Source organism: Pseudomonas sp. H3_A02, from assembly GCF_054671965.1.
This window is the reverse complement of sequence record NZ_CP162807.1, coordinates 2980247-3001305: the sequence shown is the minus strand read 5'-3', so window position 1 is coordinate 3001305 and position 21059 is coordinate 2980247. Positions and strand designations below refer to the sequence as shown.

The window sequence follows — 21059 nt, the reverse complement described above, 5'->3', positions numbered from 1 at the left end:
CGCCTACATTGGCTCAGGTATTGCTGACCTAGACCAACACAACCGCAATCGCAGCGTTGAAAACGCCCATAGGAGCTTCGGATGAAACAGCTTTTCCTGGCATCACTGTTAGGCTCGACCATTGCCATGTGCACCGCCGCCATGGCCGCTGACACCGATCTGAAAACGTTGGAAGCCGCTGCGAAAGCGGAAGGCGCCGTGAACAGCGTCGGCATGCCCGATGACTGGGCAAACTGGAAAGGCACCTGGGACGACCTGGCCAAGATCTATGGCTTGAAACACATCGACACCGACATGAGCTCGGCCCAGGAAATCGCCAAGTTCGCCGCCGAAAAAGACAACGCCAGCGCCGACATCGGTGACGTCGGCGCGGCGTTCGGCCCGATCGCGGTCAAACAGGGCGTGGTCCAGCCGTACAAGCCAAGCACCTGGGAACAGGTCCCCGCCTGGGCCAAGGACAAGGACGGCAACTGGGCATTGGCCTACACCGGCACCATCGCCTTCATCGTCAACAAGAAGCTGCTGCACGGTTCCGAAGTGCCGACCAAATGGGCTGACCTGAAGACCGGCAAATACAAAGTCTCCATCGGTGACGTGAGCACCGCCGCCCAAGCTGCCAACGGCGTGCTGGCCGCGGCCCTGGCCAACGGTGGCGACGAGAAAAACGTTCAGCCGGCGCTGTTGATGTTCGCCGAAATCGCCAAGCAAGGGCGCCTGTCCATGGCCAACCCGACCATCGCCACGATGGAAAAAGGTGAAGTCGAAGTCGGCGTGGTCTGGGATTTCAACGGCCTGAGCTACAAGGCCAAGATGGCCAATCCGGATGATTACGTCGTGCTGATTCCGTCCGACGGCTCGGTCATTTCCGGCTACACCACCATCATCAACAAATACGCCAAGCACCCGAACGCCGCCAAGCTGGCCCGTGAGTACATCTTCAGCGACGCCGGCCAGATCAACCTGGCCAAGGGCAACGCCCGTCCGATCCGCGCCGAGCACCTGAAACTGCCGGCAGAGGTCCAGGCCAAGCTGCTGCCGAACGAGCAGTACAAAGGCGTGACCCCGATCAAGGATGCGGATGCGTGGGAGAAGACTTCCAAGGCACTGCCGCAGCAGTGGAATGAACAAGTCATCGTCGAGATGAAGTGAGGCGCTAGCGCCCGCTCGGCTATCCACTGGCAATCCAACTGTGGGAGCAGGCCCTGTGGGAGCGAGCTTGCTCGCGATGGCAGCGGATCAGTCAGCATTGAGGTTGACTGATACACCGCTATCGCGAGCAAGCTCGCTCCCACAGAAGCTCGCGCCCACATCAGGTTCCTGAAGGATCCGAGTTTCCTGGTATCTGTCCGGAGTCCCGCTACCCATGAAGCACAACGTCATCCTGGTGGTGCTCGACGGTCTCAACCATGAGGTCGCACGGCATGCCATGGGGCATTTGCAGGCTTACGTCGGCGCAGGACGCGCGGCCCTCTACAAACTGGAATGTGAGTTGCCCGCCCTGTCCCGCCCGCTCTACGAATGCATCCTCACTGGCGTCGTGCCCATCGACAGCGGGATCGTGCACAACAACGTCACGCGCCTGTCGAACCAGCGCAGCATTTTCCACTATGCCACCCAGGCCGGCCTGAGCACGGCGGCTGCGGCGTACCACTGGGTCAGCGAGCTCTACAACGCATCACCCTTCGTCGCCGGTCGCGATCGTCACACCGACAACCCCGACCTGCCGATCCAGTACGGGCATTTCTATTGGAATGACCACTACCCCGATTCCCACCTGTTCGCCGATGCCGAACACCTGCGCCAGCGCTACTTGCCGAACTTTTTGCTGGTGCATCCAATGAACATCGACGACGCCGGCCACAAGCACGGCCTCGACACCCCGCAATACCGCAACAGTGCGCGCTCGGCCGATATCAACCTGGCGGTCTACCTGCAAGCCTGGCTCGATGCCGGTTACCAGGTGCTAGTGACCTCCGACCACGGCATGAACAACGACCGTTCCCACAACGGCCTGCTGGCCGAAGAACGGGAAGTGCCGTTGTTCGTCCTGGGTGACGGCTTCAGTCTCGATCCCGCTGCCGCGCCGAGGCAGACCGAACTGTGCGGCACCATTTGCCAATTGCTCGGCGTCGACCACGACAAACCCTATTGCCAGGAGTTACTCAAGTGAACGCCATGACGCGCGGCAAATGGCTGGCAGCGTTGTGCCTGGTGCCCTTCGCGATTTTCTTCATCGTGTTCCAGATCGCCCCGCTGCTCTGGGTGCTGGTCAACAGCCTGGAATCGGAAGAGTTCGGCTGGGGCCTGGCCAACTTCAGCAAGATCTTCAGTTCCAAGTTCTACCTGCAAGCGATCCAGCACAGCCTGGAGATCAGCTTCTGGTCCAGTGTGTTCGGCATCGTCATCGCCGTGCTCGGCAGCTATTCACTGCGCCGTGTGGATTCGCGGCTGCGCAACTTCGTCAATGCCTTCGCCAACATGACCAGCAACTTCGCCGGCGTGCCCCTGGCCTTCGCCTTCATCATTTTGCTGGGGTTCAACGGCAGCATCACAATCATGCTCAAGCAGGCGGGGATCATCGAGGATTTCAACCTGTATTCGAAAACCGGGCTGATCATCCTCTACACCTACTTCCAGATTCCCTTGGGCGTGCTGCTGCTTTATCCGGCTTTCGACGCCCTGCGCGAAGATTGGCGCGAATCCGCCGAGTTGCTCGGCGCCAACGGCTGGCAATTCTGGCGGCACATCGGCTTACCGGTGCTGACCCCGGCGCTGCTGGGCACCTTCGTGATCCTGCTGGCCAACGCCCTGGGCGCCTACGCCACGGTCTACGCGTTGACCACCGGTAACTTCAACGTGCTGCCGATCCGCATCGCCGCCATGGTTTCCGGTGATATTTCACTCGACCCGAACCTGGCCAGTGCCCTGGCCGTGGTGCTGGTGGCGTTGATGACCGTGGTGACCATCGTCCATCAGTTGCTGCTCAAGAGGAGCTACCATGTCTCGCGCTGAACCGGGCTCCGTCGGGCTCTATCATCGGGCGGTGGTGTACCTGCTGTTCGCCATCCTGCTGCTGCCCCTGGCCGGCACACTCGTCTACTCCATCGCCAGCAGTTGGTCGGCCACCGTGCTGCCCAGCGGCTTCACCTTCAAATGGTATGTGCAGTTGTGGAGCGATCCGCGTTTTCTTCACGCCTTCGGTCAATCGCTGCTGGTCTGCGTCGGTGCGCTGGTGCTCTCGGTGGTGTTGATCCTGCCGCTGCTGTTCGTGGTGCATTACCACTTCCCCAAGCTCGACGCACTGATGAACATCCTCATCCTGCTGCCCTTCGCGGTGCCGCCGGTGGTGTCGTCGGTGGGGCTGTTGCAGCTCTATGGTTCCGGGCCGCTGGCGATGGTCGGTACGCCGTGGATCCTGATCGGTTGCTACTTCACCGTCGCCCTGCCGTTCATGTACCGGGCGATCACCAACAACCTGCAAGCCATCAACCTGCGCGACCTGATGGACGCCGCCCAACTGCTCGGCGCCAGCACCTTCCAGGCGGCGTTCCTGGTGGTGCTGCCGAACCTGCGCAAGGGCCTGATGGTGGCGCTGCTGCTGTCCTTCTCGTTCCTGTTCGGCGAATTCGTGTTCGCCAACATCCTCGTCGGCACCCGCTATGAAACCCTGCAGGTCTACCTGAACAACATGCGCAACAGCAGCGGCCATTTCACCAGTGCCCTGGTGATTTCCTACTTTTTCTTCGTACTGGTCCTGACCTGGGCGGCCAACATCTTGAACAAGGACAAAAGCCAATGAGCTACGTCAGCGTCCAACACCTGCAAAAAAGCTATGCCGGCACACCGGTGTTCAGCGACATCAACTGCGAGATCGGCAAGGGCGAGTTCGTCACCCTGCTCGGCCCTTCCGGTTGCGGCAAATCCACGCTGCTGCGCTGCATCGCCGGCCTGACCGCGGTGGATGCCGGCCAGATCATCCTCGACGGGCAGGACATCGTCCCGCTGAGCCCGCAGAAACGCGGCATCGGCATGGTCTTCCAGAGCTACGCCTTGTTCCCGAACATGACCGTGGAGCAAAACGTCGCCTTCGGCCTGCGCATGCAAAAGGTAGACGCCTCGGACAGTCGACAGCGCGTGCTGGAGATCCTGCGCCTGGTGGAGCTGCACGATTTTGCTGCCCGCTATCCCCATCAACTCTCCGGCGGCCAATGCCAGCGCGTCGCCCTGGCCCGCTCCCTGGTCACGCGGCCGCGCCTGTTGCTGCTGGACGAGCCACTGTCAGCCCTGGATGCGCGGATTCGCAAGCACTTGCGCGAACAGATCCGACAGATCCAGCGTGAGTTGGGCCTGACCACGATCTTCGTCACACACGATCAGGAAGAAGCCCTGACCATGTCTGACCGGATTTTCCTGATGAACCAGGGAAAGATCGTACAAAGCGGCGATGCCGAAACCCTTTACACTGCGCCCGTCGATGTCTTTGCCGCCGGCTTCATCGGCAACTACAACCTGCTGGACGCCGACAGCGCGAGCAAACTGCTGCAACGGCCGGTGAGCGGTCGCATCGCCATTCGCCCGGAGGCCATCGAGCTGAGCCGCAGCGGCCAGGCCGATGCGCTGATCCGCAGCCACAGCCTGTTGGGCAACGTGATTCGCTACCGGGTCGAGGCTCGTGGCGTGGAGTTGGTGGTGGATGTACTCAACCGTTCGGCCGCCGACCTGCACCCCGATGGCGCACGGTTGGCACTTTCCATCGATCCGTCGGCGCTGTGTGAGGTAGCCTGACGGCTTTGTTGATTTTGAAGCTGATCTTGAAAAGGGAAACACGCTGATGGCCTTGGCAATTTTTGATCTGGACGAAACCCTGATCCATGGCGACTGCGCCACCCTCTGGAGTGAACAGATGGGTCGCCTGGGCTGGGTCGATCCCGAGTCGTTCATGCGGCGCAACAACGAGCTGATGGACGCCTACAGCCACGGCAAGCTGAGCATGGAAGAGTACATGGACTTCAGCCTGGAACCGATGATTGGCCGCACGCCCGAAGAGATCGAGCATCTGGTGGCGCCGTGGGTGGAAGACTTCATCGAGCCGATCATCTTCAGCGACGCCACCAAGGCCATCGCCGAACACCGCAAGGCCGGTGACCGGATCCTGGTGATCTCGGCCTCTGGCACGCACCTGGTCAAGCCGATTGCCGAACGCCTGGGCATCGACGAGATCCTGGCGATCGAACTGGAAGTGCTTCATGGGGTGTACAGCGGCCAGACCGTCGGCACCCTGACCTATCGCGAAGGCAAGATCACCCGGCTGCTGGACTGGCTGGATGCCGAGGAAGAGAACCTGGAAGGCGCTAGCTTCTATTCCGACTCGCGCAATGACCTGCCGTTGTTGCTCAAGGTCGATCACCCGCACGTGGTGAACCCGGACCCGGTATTGAAGGCCCATGCCGAATCGGCCGGGTGGCCGATTCATACCTGGAAATAAGCACTGCACAGCCCCAGGAAGAACACTCGGATTGTGTGGCCAGGTGCCCTCTGTGGGAGCGAGCTTGCTCGCGATAGCAGTGGATCGGCCGGCATTGATTTGGCTGACACACCGCAATCGCGAGCAAGCTCAGCTCCCACAGGTTCAGCCCCTAGCCCAGCAACAGCCACAGGCTCCAGCCAAGCAACAACACACCGCAGATACGACTAAGCCAGAGTCCCTGCGGCAGGTTTTTCTCCAGCAGAATGAAGGCACCGATCACTGCCACCCAGAGCAGGTTCATCACGCCGACCACGAACAACAGTCCCATCAAGGCCCAACAGCAGCCCAGGCAGTAAGCGCCATGGGCCAGCCCCATGCGCCAGCCGCCGAGCACGTCGGAGCGCCAGTAGCTGAGAAGAAAATGCAGCGGCCCGCGACAATGTTCAAGGCAGACCGCCTTGCTTGGCAGCCACTGATAGACGCCTGCGACCAACAGCAGGCCGGCGCCCAACGCGGTACTACTGACGCGCATCCCTGGACTGAGCAAAGTGAGCTGCTCGAGCGCCCATTGCAACGCCGTGGCGCCCAGGGCGAAGCCAGCCCAGACCAGGCCATAGGCGCTGCAGAACAGCAGCAGGGCCAGGTGTCGCTGCGGTGCCGGCATGCGCTTGCACAGCATCTGCTGGTAGATCAGCAGCATCGGCAGGGCACTGGGCAGCATCATGCCGATCATCATCACCACCCACATGGCAAACATCAGCAGCGCATCGGCCAGGCTCCAGGGCATGACCATGCCAGCCATTGCCGCATCAGCCATGCCGCCCGGCGCGCTCATGTCACGGGCCATGTGCAGCAGCACCAGCCAGGCCAGGGCGGTCAGCGCAAGCAGGCAGGCCAGGAACAGCAACTGCTCGCCTGTCAGTCGCCTGCTCTGGGCCGCCACCTGAGGTGCTGCCATCTTTACGGCTCTATGCCATGGCCAGTGAAGTGCACATGGGCGAGGTGGCTATGACTGTCTTGGGATTGTAGCTTGAGGGCCGAATGCGTCTGGTAACTGCCGCTGGCGACCTCAGCCTCAAGGAATTCGAAGCCGTTGGGCAGGGATAGCCGGACTCGATGAGGTGAACCGTCGATCGGGCTGCGGATCGGCTCGCCGCTGGCCTGCAGCACGCCTGGAATGTCCAGGTGCGCCAAGCGTTGATCGACATCGATGGACAGAGTAATGGGCACGAACTGCGGTTCGAACACTTCACTCATGGTACTGCTGAACACCTGGAACACGTTGGCCCCGGGGTCGCTCTCCAGACCAGAGAGGATGGTCAGCAGAGCCTGACGTTGCGCCTCGTCGGCGCGTTCATCGATGAACACCTGACAACTGCCGTTGCCCTCATGAATGGCACCCGGCCAAGCGAAGGTGGCGGCCCAGCACAAGCCTTCCAGCGTCACCTGATTGAAATACCCGTGTTCCACTCGCATCGACGCCACCGCCTGGCAGTGGCCATGGGTCGGTGGTGCGTCGAATTGACAGGGGCAGCCCCAATTGCAGTTGCAGGCAATGAATTCGACGCCCTGCATGCGCCATTCGGTGATGGCCATGATCAACCTCTTCACCTGGCGGGTGAAATGAAAGCTGCGGTTACCCCATCCCTCCATTAATTAACGCTAGCAGGACGCGCGCATCGGATACCGGCTGCCGACCAAAGGTCGGCCTGCCCGTGGTCGCAGGTCAAAGGTGAAAATTGGGGGGAACACCGACTCTGCGAACGTCCGAAGCACCATGTGGGAGCGGGCTTGCTCGCGAAGGCGCCAGCACATCCAACCTCAATGCAAACTGACCCACCGCTATCGCGAGCAAGCCCGCTCCCACAGGGGATTTGGGGTGAATACCGGTTCTGTGAGCACCCGAAGATCCATGTGGGAGCAAGGCTTGCCCGCGATGGCGGCCGCACATTCAACATCACTGCAAGCTGATCCACCGCTATCGCGAGCAAGCTTTGCTCCCACAGCTCCGCACCCAGCTCCGGGAGTCAGCTCAAGCTCTCATCGATCAGCAACACCAACTTGCCGGACACCTGGTTGGTTGCCAGTTCCGCGAACGCCGCTTCGGCGTCCTTGATCGCGAAGGTCCGGGCCAGTTGCGGGCTGAGGCGTTTGTCGGCAAACAGCGGCCACACCTGTTGCCCCAGCTCACTGATCAGGTCGGCCTTGAATTGCTCGTCGCGACTGCGCAGGGTCGAGCCGAGCAGTTGGATACGCTTGCCCAGCACCTGGGCCAGGTCGAGCTCGGTCGAGCGCCCGCCCATCAGGCCGATCAACACCCAGCGGCCGTCAACTGACAAAAGTTTCACGTTGAGTTTGGCGTAGTTGGCGCCCACTGGATCGAGGATCACGTCGAAGGGACCGAGGTCGTTCAAACTCTCCAGGCCATCGGTGCGCACCACGCCCCCCTGGGCGCCCAGGGCCTCGCAATAGGCCAGCCGCTCGGTCGAACCGACACTGACCCAGCACGGGTTCCCGAACGCCTTGCACAGCTGGATCGCGGCCGAGCCGACGCCGCTGGCCCCGGCATGCAGCAGCACTTTCTCGCCCGGCTTGAGCCCGGCCAGCTGGAACAGATTCAGCCACGCGGTGCTGTAGACCTCAGGCAGCGCGGCCGCTTCAGCCAATGACAAGCCCTCGGGCACCGGTAGCACATGGCGGCCATCGACCACCACCTCCTCGGCCATCCCACCGCCGGCCAGCAACGCGCAAACGCGGTCGCCCACCTGCCAGGACGAGCCCGGCCCGACCTCGCTGATCACCCCGGAACATTCCAGCCCCAGCACCTGGCTGGCGCCGGGTGGCGGCGGGTAAAGCCCGGCTTTTTGCAACAAATCGGCCCGATTCAGGCCGGCAGCCGCCACACGGATGCGAACTTGCCCGACATCACACGCCGGACTTGGCTCATCAGCCCATACCACTTGGCCTTCAACGCCTTGCAATGCTTTCACGGTGCCTCCATAGTGAGTCTCGACTGGGCCCGCTGCTTCAACGCCGGGCTTTCTTGCATTATGCGCCCGGGCCACATGGAACCGGCGACTTCAAAGACGGCCTAATATGCGTTATCAATTGTCCCTGCGTCGAATCAGCATGAAGCACCTGTTCCCCAGCACCGCCCTCGCGCTCGTCATTGGCCTCGGCCTGTTACCGTTGTCGAACGATACGTTCGCAGCCAACAGCTGGGACAAGCTCCAGCCCGATCGCGACGAAGTGATTGCCAGCCTGAACGTCGTCGAATTGCTCAAGCGCCATCACTACAGCAAGCCGCCGCTCGATGACGCGCGCTCGGTCATCATCTACGACAGCTATTTGAAGCTGCTCGATCCATCGCGCAGCTATTTCCTGGCCAGCGACATCGCCGAATTCGACAAGTGGAAAACCCAGTTCGACGATTTCCTCAAGAGTGGCGACCTGAATGCCGGGTTCACCATCTACAAGCGCTACCTGGACCGCGTGAAGGCGCGCCTGGACTACGCCCTTGCCGAGCTGAACAAAGGCGTCGACAAAATCGACTTCAATGCCAAGGAAACCTTGCAGGTCGACCGCAAGGACGCCCCTTGGCTCAAAAGCACAGCCGAACTCGACGACCTGTGGCGCAAACGCGTCAAGGACGAAGTGCTGCGCATGAAGATCGCCGGCAAGGATCCCAAGCAGATCCAGGAAACCCTGACCAAGCGCTACAAGAACCAATTGGCGCGCCTGGACCAGACGCGCGCCGAGGACATTTTCCAGGCGTACATCAACACCTTCGCCATGTCCTACGACCCGCACACCAATTATCTGTCGCCGGATAACGCGGAAAACTTCGACATCAACATGAGTCTTTCCCTGGAAGGCATCGGTGCCGTGCTGCAGAGCGACAACGACCAGGTGAAGATCGTGCGCCTGGTCCCGGCGGGCCCTGCGGACAAGACCAAACAGGTCAGCCCGGCGGACAAGATCATCGGTGTCGCCCAAGGCAACAAGGAAATGGTCGACGTGGTCGGCTGGCGCCTGGACGAAGTGGTCAAGCTGATCCGTGGTCCGAAAGGCTCGGTGGTGCGCCTGGAAGTCATCCCGGCCAGCAATGCACCGAACGACCAGACCAGCAAAATCGTGGCCATCACCCGTGAAGCGGTGAAGCTGGAAGAACAAGCCGCGAAAAAATCGATCCTCAACCTCAAGCAGGACGGCAAGGACTACAAGCTCGGCATCATTGAGATCCCGGCCTTCTACCTGGACTTCAAGGCCTTCCGCGCCGGGGACCCGGACTACAAGAGCACCACCCGTGACGTCAAGAAGCTGCTGACCGAACTGCAGAAGGAAAAGGTCGACGGCGTGGTCATCGACTTGCGCAACAACGGCGGCGGCTCCCTGCAGGAAGCCACCGAGCTGACCAGCCTGTTCATCGACAAGGGCCCGACCGTGCTCGTGCGCAACGCCGATGGCCGGGTGGATGTGCTGGAAGACGAAAACCCGGGCGCGTTCTACAAGGGACCGATGGCCTTGCTGGTCAACCGCCTGTCGGCGTCGGCCTCGGAGATTTTCGCCGGCGCCATGCAGGACTATCACCGTGCGCTGATCATCGGCGGCCAGACCTTCGGCAAAGGCACCGTGCAGACCATCCAGCCGCTCAACCACGGCGAGCTGAAGCTGACCCTGGCGAAGTTCTACCGGGTGTCCGGCCAGAGCACCCAGCACCAGGGCGTACTGCCTGACATCGATTACCCGTCGATCATCGACACCAAGGAAATCGGTGAAAGCGCCCTGCCCGAAGCCATGCCGTGGGACACCATCCGGCCGGCGATCAAACCGGCCGTGGACCCGTTCAAGCCGTTCCTGGCCCAACTCAAGTCCGACCACGACGCGCGCTCGTCCCAGGATGCGGAGTTCGTGTTCATCCGCGACAAGCTGGCTCTGGCGCAGAAATTGATGATGGAAAAGACCGTCACCCTCAACGAGGCCGACCGTCGCGCGCAGCATGCCGACATCGAGGCCAAGCAACTGACTATGGAAAACCTGCGTCGCAAAGCCAAGGGCGAAGAACCGCTCAAAGAGCTGAAGAAAGAGGACGAAGACCTGATCACCGAGCCGGAGAAAACCAAGCCGGAAGACGATGCCTACCTGAGCGAGACCGGGCGAATCCTGCTGGATTACCTGAAACTCAACACGGCGATCGCCAAGCACTAAGATGATGGCCATTTAATGGTGATGCTCGTCGGAGTGTCATCAAACTGACATCAGTCTGTCGTGAAATACAGGACTGGGTGCCCCGCACCCGGTCCTTTTTTTATCGCCAGAGATTGCCATGACCACGACAGAACAGCTGGGTGCCTTGAGTTCGATCCTGGCTCAAAGCAGTTTGTACAGTCTGTTCCAACCGATCATCTGCCTTTCCGAACGGCGCATCGTGGGCTATGAAGCCCTGACCCGCGGCCCTTCCAACAGCCCGTTGCACTCGCCCATCGCACTGCTCTCCGTAGCGCGCCAGGCCGGACGCCTCAGCGAGCTGGAACTGGCCTGCCGCCGCAGCGCCTGCCAACGCTTCAACGAGCAAAAACTGCCGGGCAAGCTGTTTCTCAACGTCTCGCCCGAGTCCTTGCTGGAGTCCGCGCACCAGACGGGGCGCACGCTGCAACTGCTGCAAGACTTCGGCATCTCACCCAGCCAGGTCGTGATCGAACTGACCGAACAGACCCCCATCGATGACTTCCAGCTCCTGCAAACCGCCCTGCACCACTACCGGGCCATGGGTTTCTCGATTGCCCTGGACGACCTTGGCGCGGGTTATTCGAGCTTGCGGTTGTGGTCCGAATTGCGACCCGACTATGTGAAGATCGACCGACATTTCATCGACGGCATCCATCAGGACGCCCTCAAGCGCGAGTTCGTGGGCTCGATCCTGAAGATCGCCCGGGCCTCCCGTGCCCAGGTGATTGCCGAGGGCATCGAACTGCCGGAAGAACTGGCGGTGCTGATCGAAATGGGCGTCGACCTGGTCCAGGGTTATCTGCTGGCCCGCCCCCAGGAACAACCGTCACGCGATGCCAGGGCGCTGATGCCCAGGCAGGACAGCGGCGTGGCAGCGCTGAATGATGAGGTCAACGACCTCGGTGCGCTGCTCAATGAACAGCCGGCGGTGGCCCACAACACGCCAACCGCCACCGTACTGGAGGCGTTCCGGCGCCAGGCCAACCTCAACTCCCTGGCGGTGCTGGACAATCAGAACCAGCCCTGCGGCATCGTCCATCGCCATTCACTCTCGGACGCGTTGCTCAAGCCCTTCGCCACTGACCTGTTCGCTCGCAAGCCCATCAGTCGGCTGATGAGCGATGACTTCCTGGCGGTGGAGTTGAACCAGTCGCTGCAACAAGTCAGCCGCCTGATCACCAGCCGCGCCCGACAACGTATCGAAGAAGACTTCATCATCACCCTCAACGGCGGCTACCTCGGCCTGGGCCGGGTGATCGACGTACTCAAGCTCATCACCGAGCTGAAAATTCAACAGGCCCGCTACGCCAACCCACTGACCCTGCTGCCGGGCAACGTCCCGATCCAGCAATGCCTCACGCGCCTGCTGCAACAACGGCAGGAATCGGTGATCTGCTACGTGGACATCGACAGCTTCAAGCCCTTCAACGACATCTATGGCTACGGCCGCGGCGATGAAGTCCTGCTGTGCCTGGCCCAATGCCTGAACGAACGCATCGACCCCAGTCGCGACTTCGTCGGCCACATCGGCGGCGACGACTTCCTGCTGGTCCTCGGCCCGGAAGACTGGCGCAGGCGCCTGGACCAGTTGCTCGGCGACTTCCAGACCCACTGCCGCCGCTTCTACCGGCCCGAACATTTGGAAGCGGGGTGCTTTACGGCATTGAATCGACAGGGCATTCGGCAGGAGTTCGCGTTGTTGTCGCTGTCGATTGGCGTGGTGCACCTGCGCGCCGAGGCCTGTGAAGCACTGGACGCCAGTCAGTTGGCGGAACTGGCCTCGCAGGCCAAGCACCATGCCAAGGAGATTTTGGGGGGGAGTGTGTATCTGGTGGAGGGGTTGGCTGAGCGGGAGGCTGTGGTGGAGTTGGGTGTGTCGGTGTAAGCATTTGACGCCGAACCCGTGGCGAGGGAGCTTGCTCCCGCTGGGCTGCGAAGCGGCCCTAAAACAACCTACTCGATCAACCAGGCACACCGAGGTGCTGTTCAGAAGGGGGCTGCTGCGCAGCCCAGCGGGAGCAAGCTCCCTCGCCACGAAAAGCTGTTTGGTGGTGTGTTTAGCAATAGGAACCTCATTATCTACTTCTGGCCTACCAAGTAGATGGATCCTCAAGGGCTGCCTTTCTTAGATCCTCCTTCCAAGTTTCTTTTGCCAACATATAAACATCCTGAAGAAACTCTCTAGGATTTTTTAAGCTATACCATTCTCCGCGAGGCCAACTACCTGCGCACTCTTCGTCTATTTCAAACAAATTTTTAAAGTCATAATCCGGTTCATTAAGCTTCTCGCCCAAGAAAGTCACCAACACATACTTATGTCTATAGGATAGACACTCCAAACCCAGACCATATCTAACAATCAGCTCCAATCTGTCGCTCTCACTGTTAGGATCGTAGACGGCTAGCATTGCCCCAAGTGTTTCTTCACGGTCATACACATCAAACTGACCAATGAACCACATCAAATTAGGAACAAACTCCTCATTTAGAAAAGGATGCTTTAGCATTATTTTCTCTCCATAGGAAATGCGGTGTAAGGCACGCCATCTTTACTAAACTTAACTTCAAACCAATTTAAATCCTCGTTCAACTTAGGATTCTGCTTATCCTTTTTATTTGGTTTGTAGCCCCGCCCTGCTCCCGGCAATTCCTGCCTGACAACTCTATCGTTTTTGTGGTCCACACCAGTAAACGGATCCAGTCCAAGCCTCTCTCTTGTCATCGCTTTATTTAGCGCACTCAAATGAATTCGCCAGTTGCTGAATTGGGAACTTAGACTTCCATTGGATCCCTTGGGAATTTCACCCGTATGCGGATTCGCACCGTTAATGGCACGCTGTTTGAGCGCTACGTCTGATATTTCCGAACTGTGTTTTTCAACAGTGTGCATGCGATATTTTTCTTCCATAACAATAACCCGTCTCTTGGCATTCGCTTCCGCCAACTCATCAATCCGCGCCCGCCGCTGCTCCGCCGTCATCGGCAGAGCAGGCTCCCCCTCATCCACCCCAACCTTAACCGCCGGATCCTGCTCCCCAACCGCCGACCTACACCCGCCCGTCCCCGGACAGTCCACCAACCCCAACGGATCCACCCACCCCGTCGGGTTCAGGGTGTACCGGTACCCATTGAGCCCTCCCGCCAGTTTGCTCGGGTCCGGCGTCAAATAACGACCAGTCTCAGGATTGTAGTAGCGGTGCCGGTTGTAGTGCAGGCCGCTTTCGGGGTCGAAGTATTGGCCCGGGAAACGCAGGGGCTGTTCCAGTGGCTCACCGTCACCGTGCTGGAGCTCGGTGACTTGGCCGTAGCCGTTGTAGCGCGCCGACCAGACGATCTGGCCGGCGGGGTTGGTCAGTTCCTGGGGCGTGCCCAGGTGGTCGAGGTGGTAGTAGAGCGGGCAGGCGTTGGGGCCTTCGCCCTCAAGTAGGGCCAGTGGACAGAAGGTGCCCGGTTCGTAGACATAACTGCGGTGGTGGTGCGGGCTGTTTTCGGCGACGAGCTGGTCGCCCTGCCAGAAAAATTCCGTGGTCAGGCCGTCCACGGTCTTGCTGATGCGTCGGCCGAAGGCGTCGTAGCGGTAGGACGTTTCGCGGCCATCGGCGGTGGTGATGCCGATCAGGCGGTGTTGGCTGTCGTAGCGGTAGACGCTGACCAGGGCTTGGCCGCGGCGTTCGCGGATCAGGTTGCCGAAGGCGTCGTAGTCGTAGTGGCGGTCGCCCTCCCTCAGCAGGCGGTTGCCCTTGACGGTGGTCGGCCCGGGACGGTCCTGCATCAGCAGGTTGCCGGCCGGGTCGTGGCTGAAGTGTTCCGGTGGCTCGCTGTGGGAAAAGTCGATGCGGGTCAGGCGATCCAGCGGGTCGTATTGGTAGCTGCGGCGGTTTCGCTTGTCGGAAAGGGTCTGGAGGTTGCCCCCGGGGCTGTAGGCATAGTCGCGCCAGAACAGTTGCTGCTGTGAGCTCTGCCAGACGGTCTGGGCTTTGAGGCGGCCTTGCTCGTCGTACGCATAGTCACTGAGCAACCGGCCCTGCTGGCGTTGCCGTTCGCGGCCGCCGTCAAAGCGGTGTTCGGTCAGGCGCGCGCCGTTGAGGTCGATGGCGGTCAGCGCGCCGCCTGGGCCGTGGTGGTAGTCGAGCTGGCTGTCGTCCGGCAGGCGCAGGTGGTTGAGGCGCCCGCAGGCATCGTAGCGATAGCGCAGGGTGCCCCAGCCCTGGTGCTCAGCGATCAGACGGTCCTGGGCGTCGTATTCGAAGGCCAGCGGATGGTCGCTGCCGTCGTCGACGTAAACCAGCCGGCCCAGGTCGTCGTAGCGATACTCGATGACCTGGCCGTCGGGCAAGGTCTTGACCCGCAGGCGCCCGGCCGCATCACGCTGGTACCGGGTGACCCATTGCAAGCCGCCCTCGCCGTGCTCGGTTTTTTCCAGCAGGTGGCCGTTGAGGTCGTAGGCGTAGGCGGTGCGTTGGCCGTCGAAGCCGATCTGCTGTCGGATCAAGCCGTTGGGCGTGTAGTCCAGCAGATATTTTTCGCCGGATTCGTTTTCAATTTCCGTCAGCAACAGCCGCGCCGAGTCGTAGCGATACTTCACCTCGCTGCCGTCGGGGTTCAGGCGGCGGCTGACCAGGTGCAGGTCGTCGGCGTATTCGTAGCGGGTGGTCCGGCCCTGCTCGTCACGCTCGGCGATGACCTTGCCGTAGGCGTTGTAGCTCCAGGCCCGGGTGGCGCCGGTGGGCAGGGTCACTTGCAGCAGGCGGCCGACGGCGTCCCATAGGTAGTGCGTGAGGGCGCCGTGTTCGTCCCGACGGCTGAGCAAACGTCCCAGGGCGTCGTAGGCAAAACACCGGCGACCGCCGTCGGGCAGGGTCTCTTCGGTCAGTTGGCCCAGGCGACTCCAGGTGAAGCGATGTTCGCCACCGTCCGGGTCGTACCGCGCCAGCAGTTGCCCATGGGCGTCGTAGGCATATTCCGTACGCTGGCCGTGCGGGTCGATGCTCACGATCACATCGCCCCGGGCATTGCGCCGGTAGGTCCACACGGCTTTGCCACGGGAACGGGTATGCAGGAAACCGTTGCGGTATTCGTAGGACGTTGGCGCCTCGTCTGGAGGAATCAGCGCCACTAGCCGTCCGACTTCGTCGTAGCGGTATTCGCTGACCGCCCCCAGCGGGTCCTGTTCGGCGATCAACCGGCCCTGTTCGTCATAGGCCTTGAGGTGCTCGCCGCCGTCGGGCTCGACCTTGCGCACCAGCCGCGCCCGATCGTCGTGGACATACACTTCCTGGCTGCCATCCAGGTGCCGGACTGTGACGCTGCCGTCCTCGCCCCAGGTGTAGCGGCTGTCCATCTGCGCAAACGAGGCCCAATGCCGGACGCAGCGGGACGCCGCCCCGACGCCTTGCCACTCCCAATAAAAACTCGCCCCGCCGGCCAGTTGCCGCTGGAGGATGACGTGCTGGTCGTCGTAGTCGTAGCGTTCGCTTTCACCGGCGGCATTGGTCGCTTCGATCAGTCGGAAACGTCCGTCGTAGCGGTAGGACACCAACGTCTGTTCGGTCCGCCAGGCTTCGTCGAGGGTGATAGCCGGGTGGTAGCTCTGGTAGTCGACGGCGATCAGGTGGCGCTGTTCGTAACGCAGGCGCAGGGAACGCCCGGCGCCGTTGTCCAGGCGGCTGATGTCGCCGTGGATGTTGCGCTGGAGGGTCAGGCGATTGTCGTAGCGGTCGCTGAGGGCGATCAGATGGCCGTCGCGAAAGTGTAGGAACGGGGCGTTTTCCCCGGGCTGGGCGACGATCAGTTCGTCCGCCTCGGTGCCCAGGTAGATTGCCGAGCGGGCCAGGCTGTTGTGGATCGCCGGACGCTGGGTGGTGGGCCGGGGGAAGGTGGTGCGGCGGTTTTCCTGGTCGATCCAGATGACCTGCTCGCCTTCGATCAAAAGGCGATGGGCCAGGGCATGGCTCCAGCCGCGGCCGAGGCCGACGTCCAGGTCGGCGGCGCTGGTGCGGTACAACCGGGTGAAGACGAACGGCAAGCGGCCATCGAGGGTGCCGTCGTCGAGGGTCAGCAGTTCTTCGCCGGTGACCATCGACACCGGGCAGCCGCTGGTCTGGGTCTGGGCGGAGGTGTCGGCACTGTCGCCGTTGGGATTTTTCGATTGGGCGGGGGCGTTGTCGTGGGGTTCGTGTTTTTTCAGCGTGGTGTTGCGCTGTGCATCCCAGCGCAGTTGCATCCGACCTTTTTTTATTCCCGCCGCGATGCCGCGTACCGCCACGGTTTTGTAGCGGTCCACGTAGGTCATGAAGCCGTTGACCACCGCGAAGATCGCCTTGACGAAACGCTGCACGGCGTTCAGCAGGCTAGCGCCGTGCCTGGCCAACCGCATCGATAGATAGGCGATCCCAGCGCCCGCCCCGGCAAAGGTCAAGACCACGCCGATCAGCAAGTCGATCACCAACTGCACCACCACGGTCGAGAGTGCTTCGGCCGTTTCGCCGGCAACCTCACTGGGCGGCAACATGTCCAACCAGAGACTGGCGGTGCGCACCAACAGGCACAACGCCGCTTCATCGCTGGCCAGCAGTTGCAGCCTGGCCATCAGTTGCGGTGCTTTTTCCGCCAGGTCCTCCAGCTGCTTGGCGCTTTCGCCCAACCGCTCTACAAACTGACCGGGATCCTTGAGGATGTCCGACAGCAGGCTGATGCTGTCCCACACCCCCTCGATCGCCGCCCAACTGCCAGCGAGCAACCCGTTCCCCACCGCAGCTGCCGATGTCGTCAAGGACTGCTGGGCCCATCGCGGCTTGAAGCCTTGCCACTCGCCCCGTAGCCAGTCCGTCAGATCGCGGGTCAAGCCATCGTAGGAAGAAAACAGGCTCTCGATGTGCCGGGGAGACACCTCGCCCTGGACATGCACCCGATAGGACTTGCCCGCCTCCCCCTTGAAGGTCCCGAGACCCTGGGCGTCCAAGGTGACCGGCGTCACCTCGCCGCTGTCCACCGCCACCACATCCACCACGATGCCGCCCAGCGGGATGTCGTACACCGACTCGAACTTGCTCTCGATCGTCATCACCCCGCCCAGGGGGCACTGGACGACCGTGGAGAGGAAATCATCGTCACCCGTGCTGACGGCGGTGGTGCTGTCGCCGAAGCGGATCAACCGCTCCATGCCCATCAACGAGGGCAAGTCGACCGCATGGCTGGCCCGGTCCGCCGCCCGGCTGTACCAGCGTTCGAGTTGCTCGCGGTAGACCGACAGGGTGTCTTTGAAGCTGTCGAGTTCCTGCTCGATACGGTTCACCTGCTCCATCAGGACAGGGCTCGCGCAAGGGCCGGCAGGAAAAAACGTTCGAACATGGGCAGCGTCTCGCAGCACTCAGGGAGCGCGAGACTGTGCCGGGGATGACGGGGGAATTAAGTCAGGGGAACGGGACAAAGGATGTAGGGCGATTCGCTAAATTCACCCAACTGCACAACGAATAGCCTGTGGATAACGCTAGAGATCGCGCGCTTCGAGGGCCTTGAGCTTGATCTCGGCCAACGGGTGCCCGGCTTTCGCCGCCAAGGTCCACCAGCGTGCCGCCTCGACCGGGTCCGGCGCTTTGCTGGTGGTACCGGCCAGGCTGATCACGCCGATCTGGTAGGCGGCCTTGCCATCACCGGCCAATGCCGCCAATCGCAGCAGCCGCACCCCTTCTTCACGGGCGCCCAGCCCTTGGCCGCGAAACGTGAGGATGTGCCCATAAAAGCTTTGCGCACCGACATCACCCAGGTTCGCCATGCGGGAGAACTGGCCCTCGAGCCAGGCCCAGCCACGCGGCTGGCGGACAAACCAGGACCAGTGAAACAACCGACGCGCCAGCCAGTAACCGAGCCGCGCCTTGAGTCGCCAGAGCACTCAGGCCTCCGCCGACTCGGGGTATTCGTATTCAAACACCCGGACCACTTCCGAAGCGTGCCAAGAGGCGGCGGCCACCCCATCGGAAGGCCCGGAAAAGCGGCCCAGGCGTTCAACGCATTCGAAGAACCCCGTGCGCGGCAACCGGCTCGCGCCCTGGCTGATCACCAGGGAACTGCGCAACGGCTGTTCTGCCCGGGCGTCCAGCGCCGCCAGGTGTTCAAGGGCCGCGGTCAAGGTCTGCATGGCCGGGCTGGGCAGCTGCAAGCGCTCCAGCAAGGCGCGGTAAGTCAATAAATGGCGCTGGCGACGCGCCTGGTCCAACTCACCCAACAACCCATCCCAATGCTGCCGACTGATGCGTACGCTCACGATTCTTCCCTCCAACCCGGCACCGTCAACTCCCAGGCCAGACTGCGCCGAATCGCGGCATCGGGCTGTCGCTCGCCGCTCTCGATCAAGGCCAGATAAGACGGGCTGATACCTACCGTGCGGGCCAACGCCTCAATGGCGATGCCCTTCCCTTCGCGCAAACTGCGTAATTGATCCAGGCCAGGGAGAACCTGGCCGGGTGCCGCCGCGTGACGGACTGTCGCTTCGCGCGGCGGAGCTTGATCGATGCCTGCTGCCTTCAACAACGTTTGGTACTGATCCCACGGCAAAACCGCGTACTCGGGCTCTCCGTCACGTGTGATGATTTGAATATCCATGTCTACCCCGTAGGACAACAACACTTAGCGAGTCAGCCTTTTTCCTTGGAAGTGTAATCCTAAATGCTGGCTAAGGTCGCGGGGTGATGAATTCTCAGGGGATCAGGGCTTTTTCTGGCCTTGGAGCTGGAGTTGTTCCGGGGTATCGGGAAGCCTTTCGACCTGGGCCAGTTTCTCGGGGGATTGCCGATAACGCCAGGCGCGGAATGCCTCGAGTTCAACGTCGAGGGTTTTCATGACCCACGCCAGCACGGCGATGTCGTCGAACATGCCAAACATCGGCAAAAGGTCGGGAATCGCATCCAGGGGGCTGAGGAAGTACATGAGGCCGGCCACTACCGACAACATCGACTTGGCGCTGACCGCACGGTATTCGCCGCGCCAATAGGCCAGGCACAGGGCCTGCAACAGGCGCAGGTCCTCCTTGAGCTTGCCCAGCCGCCCGCCCTCCCGGGCACCTTTGCTGGCGACGGCGAAGAGCAACGTCGGCAATCGACCGCGGGCCAGCAGGCGGCCTGCCAAGGGCAGAAATCGCGCAAAATTCCACGGGGCCTTCATTTTTTCTCCCACTGAAATGTTATCCACACAAATTGTGGATAACCTTGTGAACAGAGCTGCATTTCACCGCTGAAGCCCCCGTTTCATAAGGGCCCGGCTTAGATCGGGCGTTTTTTACTCACATAAAAAAACCCAATATTTCATTGACTTGACCGGCTGACTGCGTCTAGAGCAGCGCCTGTACTGCCTATGACTGTAGCCTGCCTTATGCGTTCGGTTTTTTTGCCATTTGCCGCCGCCCAGATGCGACAACGCCCCGCATAAGCGAGGCGTTGTCGTTACAGCAGACGCGATTACTTGGCTGCGTCTTCTTTTGCCGGATCCTTGATCGCCAGCAGTTCCAGGTCGAACACCAGAACCGAGTTGGCCGGAATGGCCGGGCTCGGGCTCTGGGCGCCGTAGGCCAGGTCGCTCGGGATGTACAACTTGTACTTCTCGCCGACGTGCATCAGTTGCAGACCTTCGACCCAACCCGGGATCACGCCGCTGACCGGCAGGTCAATCGGGCTGCCACGCTCAACGGAGCTGTCGAACACGGTGCCGTTGGTCAGCTTGCCGGTGTAGTGAACGGTCACCACGTCAGTCGGCTTAGGCTGTGCGCCATCGGCTTTCTTGACCACTTCGTATTGCAGGCCGGAAGCGGTGGTGGTGACACCGGCTTTCTTGCCGTTTTCCTCGAGGAATTTCTTGCCGGCAGCTGCCGACTCTTCGCTCATCTTGGCCATGCGCTCTTCGGCACGCTTTTGCAGCGCGGCAAAGGCTTCGACCAGTTCTTCGTCTTTCAGCTTCTGTTCTTTCTTGCCGACGGCATCTTCGATGCCCTGGGCAACTGCTTTGGAGTCCAGGTCATCCATACCTTCCTGAGCCAGGCTTTTGCCCATGTTCAGGCCGATACCGTAGGAAGCTTTCTGCGCCGGGGTTTTCAGCTCTACGCTGGTCTGCGAGTCGCAACCCGCGAGTACCAGGCCAACCAGGGCCACCGCCGCCGCCAACCGATGCTGTTTCATGCTATTTCCTTGTTCATGCGCCTAAAGGGCAATCGAATAAAGCCGCGAGCTTATCAGGCGGCCACGACCAATGGCTACCGGCATGTGAGCCACAAAGTGATGATAAGTTCAGGTCAGCAAACGCTTTTTAATCCTGGACAAATGAAGCATCTGTCATCTGTTACGTACAGGGACACATTGCCCCTCCCTCACAGGCC

Annotated in this window: 18 protein-coding genes; 8 read left to right on the top strand and 10 right to left on the bottom strand. The window is 61.2% G+C overall.

Features of this window, described 5'->3' with window-relative positions; all coding sequences use genetic code 11:
* The first annotated feature begins 81 nt into the window (after positions 1-81).
* The 6 genes from AB4N80_RS13215 (at position 82) to AB4N80_RS13190 (ending at position 5485) form a co-directional block, all read left to right on the top strand.
* Positions 82-1149 (top strand): ABC transporter substrate-binding protein, encoded by a 1068-nt coding sequence (locus AB4N80_RS13215; RefSeq protein ID WP_122566968.1) that lies wholly within the window; start codon positions 82-84, stop codon positions 1147-1149.
* A 214-nt stretch (positions 1150-1363) separates the two neighbouring features.
* Positions 1364-2170, top strand: a complete 807-nt coding sequence (locus tag AB4N80_RS13210; RefSeq protein ID WP_305468040.1) for an alkaline phosphatase family protein — start codon at positions 1364-1366, stop codon at positions 2168-2170.
* Between the two features lie 5 nt (positions 2171-2175).
* The gene (locus tag AB4N80_RS13205; protein ID WP_163006779.1) at positions 2176-3012 is read left to right on the top strand and encodes an ABC transporter permease; all 837 of its coding nucleotides are present in this window, start codon (positions 2176-2178) and stop codon (positions 3010-3012) included.
* On the top strand, positions 2999-3799 hold the full coding sequence (locus AB4N80_RS13200) for an ABC transporter permease (RefSeq protein WP_060741108.1): 801 nt from the start codon (positions 2999-3001) through the stop codon (positions 3797-3799). The genes AB4N80_RS13205 and AB4N80_RS13200 overlap by 14 nt, the downstream gene beginning before the upstream one ends.
* Entirely contained in the window at positions 3796-4785 is a 990-nt protein-coding gene (locus AB4N80_RS13195; RefSeq protein WP_122566964.1) for an ABC transporter ATP-binding protein, read from the top strand. Before AB4N80_RS13200 ends, AB4N80_RS13195 begins: the two co-directional genes overlap by 4 nt.
* Before the next feature lie 46 nt (positions 4786-4831).
* Entirely contained in the window at positions 4832-5485 is a 654-nt protein-coding gene (locus AB4N80_RS13190) for an HAD family hydrolase (RefSeq protein WP_122566963.1), read from the top strand.
* A gap of 151 nt (positions 5486-5636) precedes the next feature.
* Here the strand turns inward: AB4N80_RS13190 and AB4N80_RS13185 are convergent, their stop codons facing one another.
* The 3 genes from AB4N80_RS13185 to AB4N80_RS13175 form a co-directional block, all read right to left on the bottom strand.
* Complete coding sequence (locus tag AB4N80_RS13185) at positions 5637-6425, bottom strand: DUF2182 domain-containing protein (RefSeq protein ID WP_122566962.1); 789 nt, start codon at positions 6423-6425, stop codon at positions 5637-5639.
* A gap of 2 nt (positions 6426-6427) precedes the next feature.
* Positions 6428-7063, bottom strand: a complete 636-nt coding sequence (locus AB4N80_RS13180) for a DUF1326 domain-containing protein (RefSeq protein WP_122566961.1) — start codon at positions 7061-7063, stop codon at positions 6428-6430.
* Positions 7064-7494: 431 nt separating this feature from the next.
* Positions 7495-8457, bottom strand: a complete 963-nt coding sequence (locus tag AB4N80_RS13175) for a zinc-binding dehydrogenase (RefSeq protein ID WP_122566960.1) — start codon at positions 8455-8457, stop codon at positions 7495-7497.
* Positions 8458-8596: 139 nt separating this feature from the next.
* On the opposite strand from AB4N80_RS13175, the gene AB4N80_RS13170 reads away from it, so the two are divergent.
* Positions 8597-10675 carry a carboxy terminal-processing peptidase gene (locus AB4N80_RS13170; RefSeq protein WP_163006778.1) on the top strand — a complete coding sequence of 693 codons (2079 nt, stop codon included), beginning with the start codon at positions 8597-8599 and terminating at the stop codon, positions 10673-10675.
* Positions 10676-10793: 118 nt separating this feature from the next.
* Positions 10794-12581: a bifunctional diguanylate cyclase/phosphodiesterase gene (locus tag AB4N80_RS13165; RefSeq protein WP_122566958.1), complete on the top strand. Its 1788-nt coding sequence runs from the start codon at positions 10794-10796 to the stop codon at positions 12579-12581.
* Positions 12582-12786: 205 nt separating this feature from the next.
* Here the strand turns inward: AB4N80_RS13165 and AB4N80_RS13160 are convergent, their stop codons facing one another.
* The 7 genes from AB4N80_RS13160 to AB4N80_RS13130 all read right to left on the bottom strand — a co-directional run bounded on the left by AB4N80_RS13160 (position 12787) and on the right by AB4N80_RS13130 (position 20862).
* Positions 12787-13203: a hypothetical protein gene (locus AB4N80_RS13160; protein ID WP_240998477.1), complete on the bottom strand. Its 417-nt coding sequence runs from the start codon at positions 13201-13203 to the stop codon at positions 12787-12789.
* Positions 13203-17999 carry an RHS repeat-associated core domain-containing protein gene (locus AB4N80_RS13155; RefSeq protein ID WP_460090488.1) on the bottom strand — a complete coding sequence of 1599 codons (4797 nt, stop codon included), beginning with the start codon at positions 17997-17999 and terminating at the stop codon, positions 13203-13205. Before AB4N80_RS13155 ends, AB4N80_RS13160 begins: the two co-directional genes overlap by 1 nt.
* A gap of 186 nt (positions 18000-18185) precedes the next feature.
* The gene (locus AB4N80_RS13150; RefSeq protein ID WP_122569180.1) at positions 18186-18587 is read right to left on the bottom strand and encodes an SEL1-like repeat protein; all 402 of its coding nucleotides are present in this window, start codon (positions 18585-18587) and stop codon (positions 18186-18188) included.
* Positions 18588-18959 (bottom strand): hypothetical protein, encoded by a 372-nt coding sequence (locus AB4N80_RS13145; RefSeq protein ID WP_003179080.1) that lies wholly within the window; start codon positions 18957-18959, stop codon positions 18588-18590.
* Entirely contained in the window at positions 18956-19297 is a 342-nt protein-coding gene (locus AB4N80_RS13140; protein WP_460082381.1) for a helix-turn-helix domain-containing protein, read from the bottom strand. The genes AB4N80_RS13145 and AB4N80_RS13140 overlap by 4 nt, the downstream gene beginning before the upstream one ends.
* A gap of 102 nt (positions 19298-19399) precedes the next feature.
* Positions 19400-19855, bottom strand: coding sequence for a YkvA family protein (locus AB4N80_RS13135; RefSeq protein WP_122569181.1), 456 nt, complete (start codon positions 19853-19855; stop codon positions 19400-19402).
* 293 nt (positions 19856-20148) lie between these two features.
* Positions 20149-20862 carry an FKBP-type peptidyl-prolyl cis-trans isomerase gene (locus tag AB4N80_RS13130; RefSeq protein WP_030142016.1) on the bottom strand — a complete coding sequence of 238 codons (714 nt, stop codon included), beginning with the start codon at positions 20860-20862 and terminating at the stop codon, positions 20149-20151.
* Positions 20863-21059: the final 197 nt, after the last annotated feature.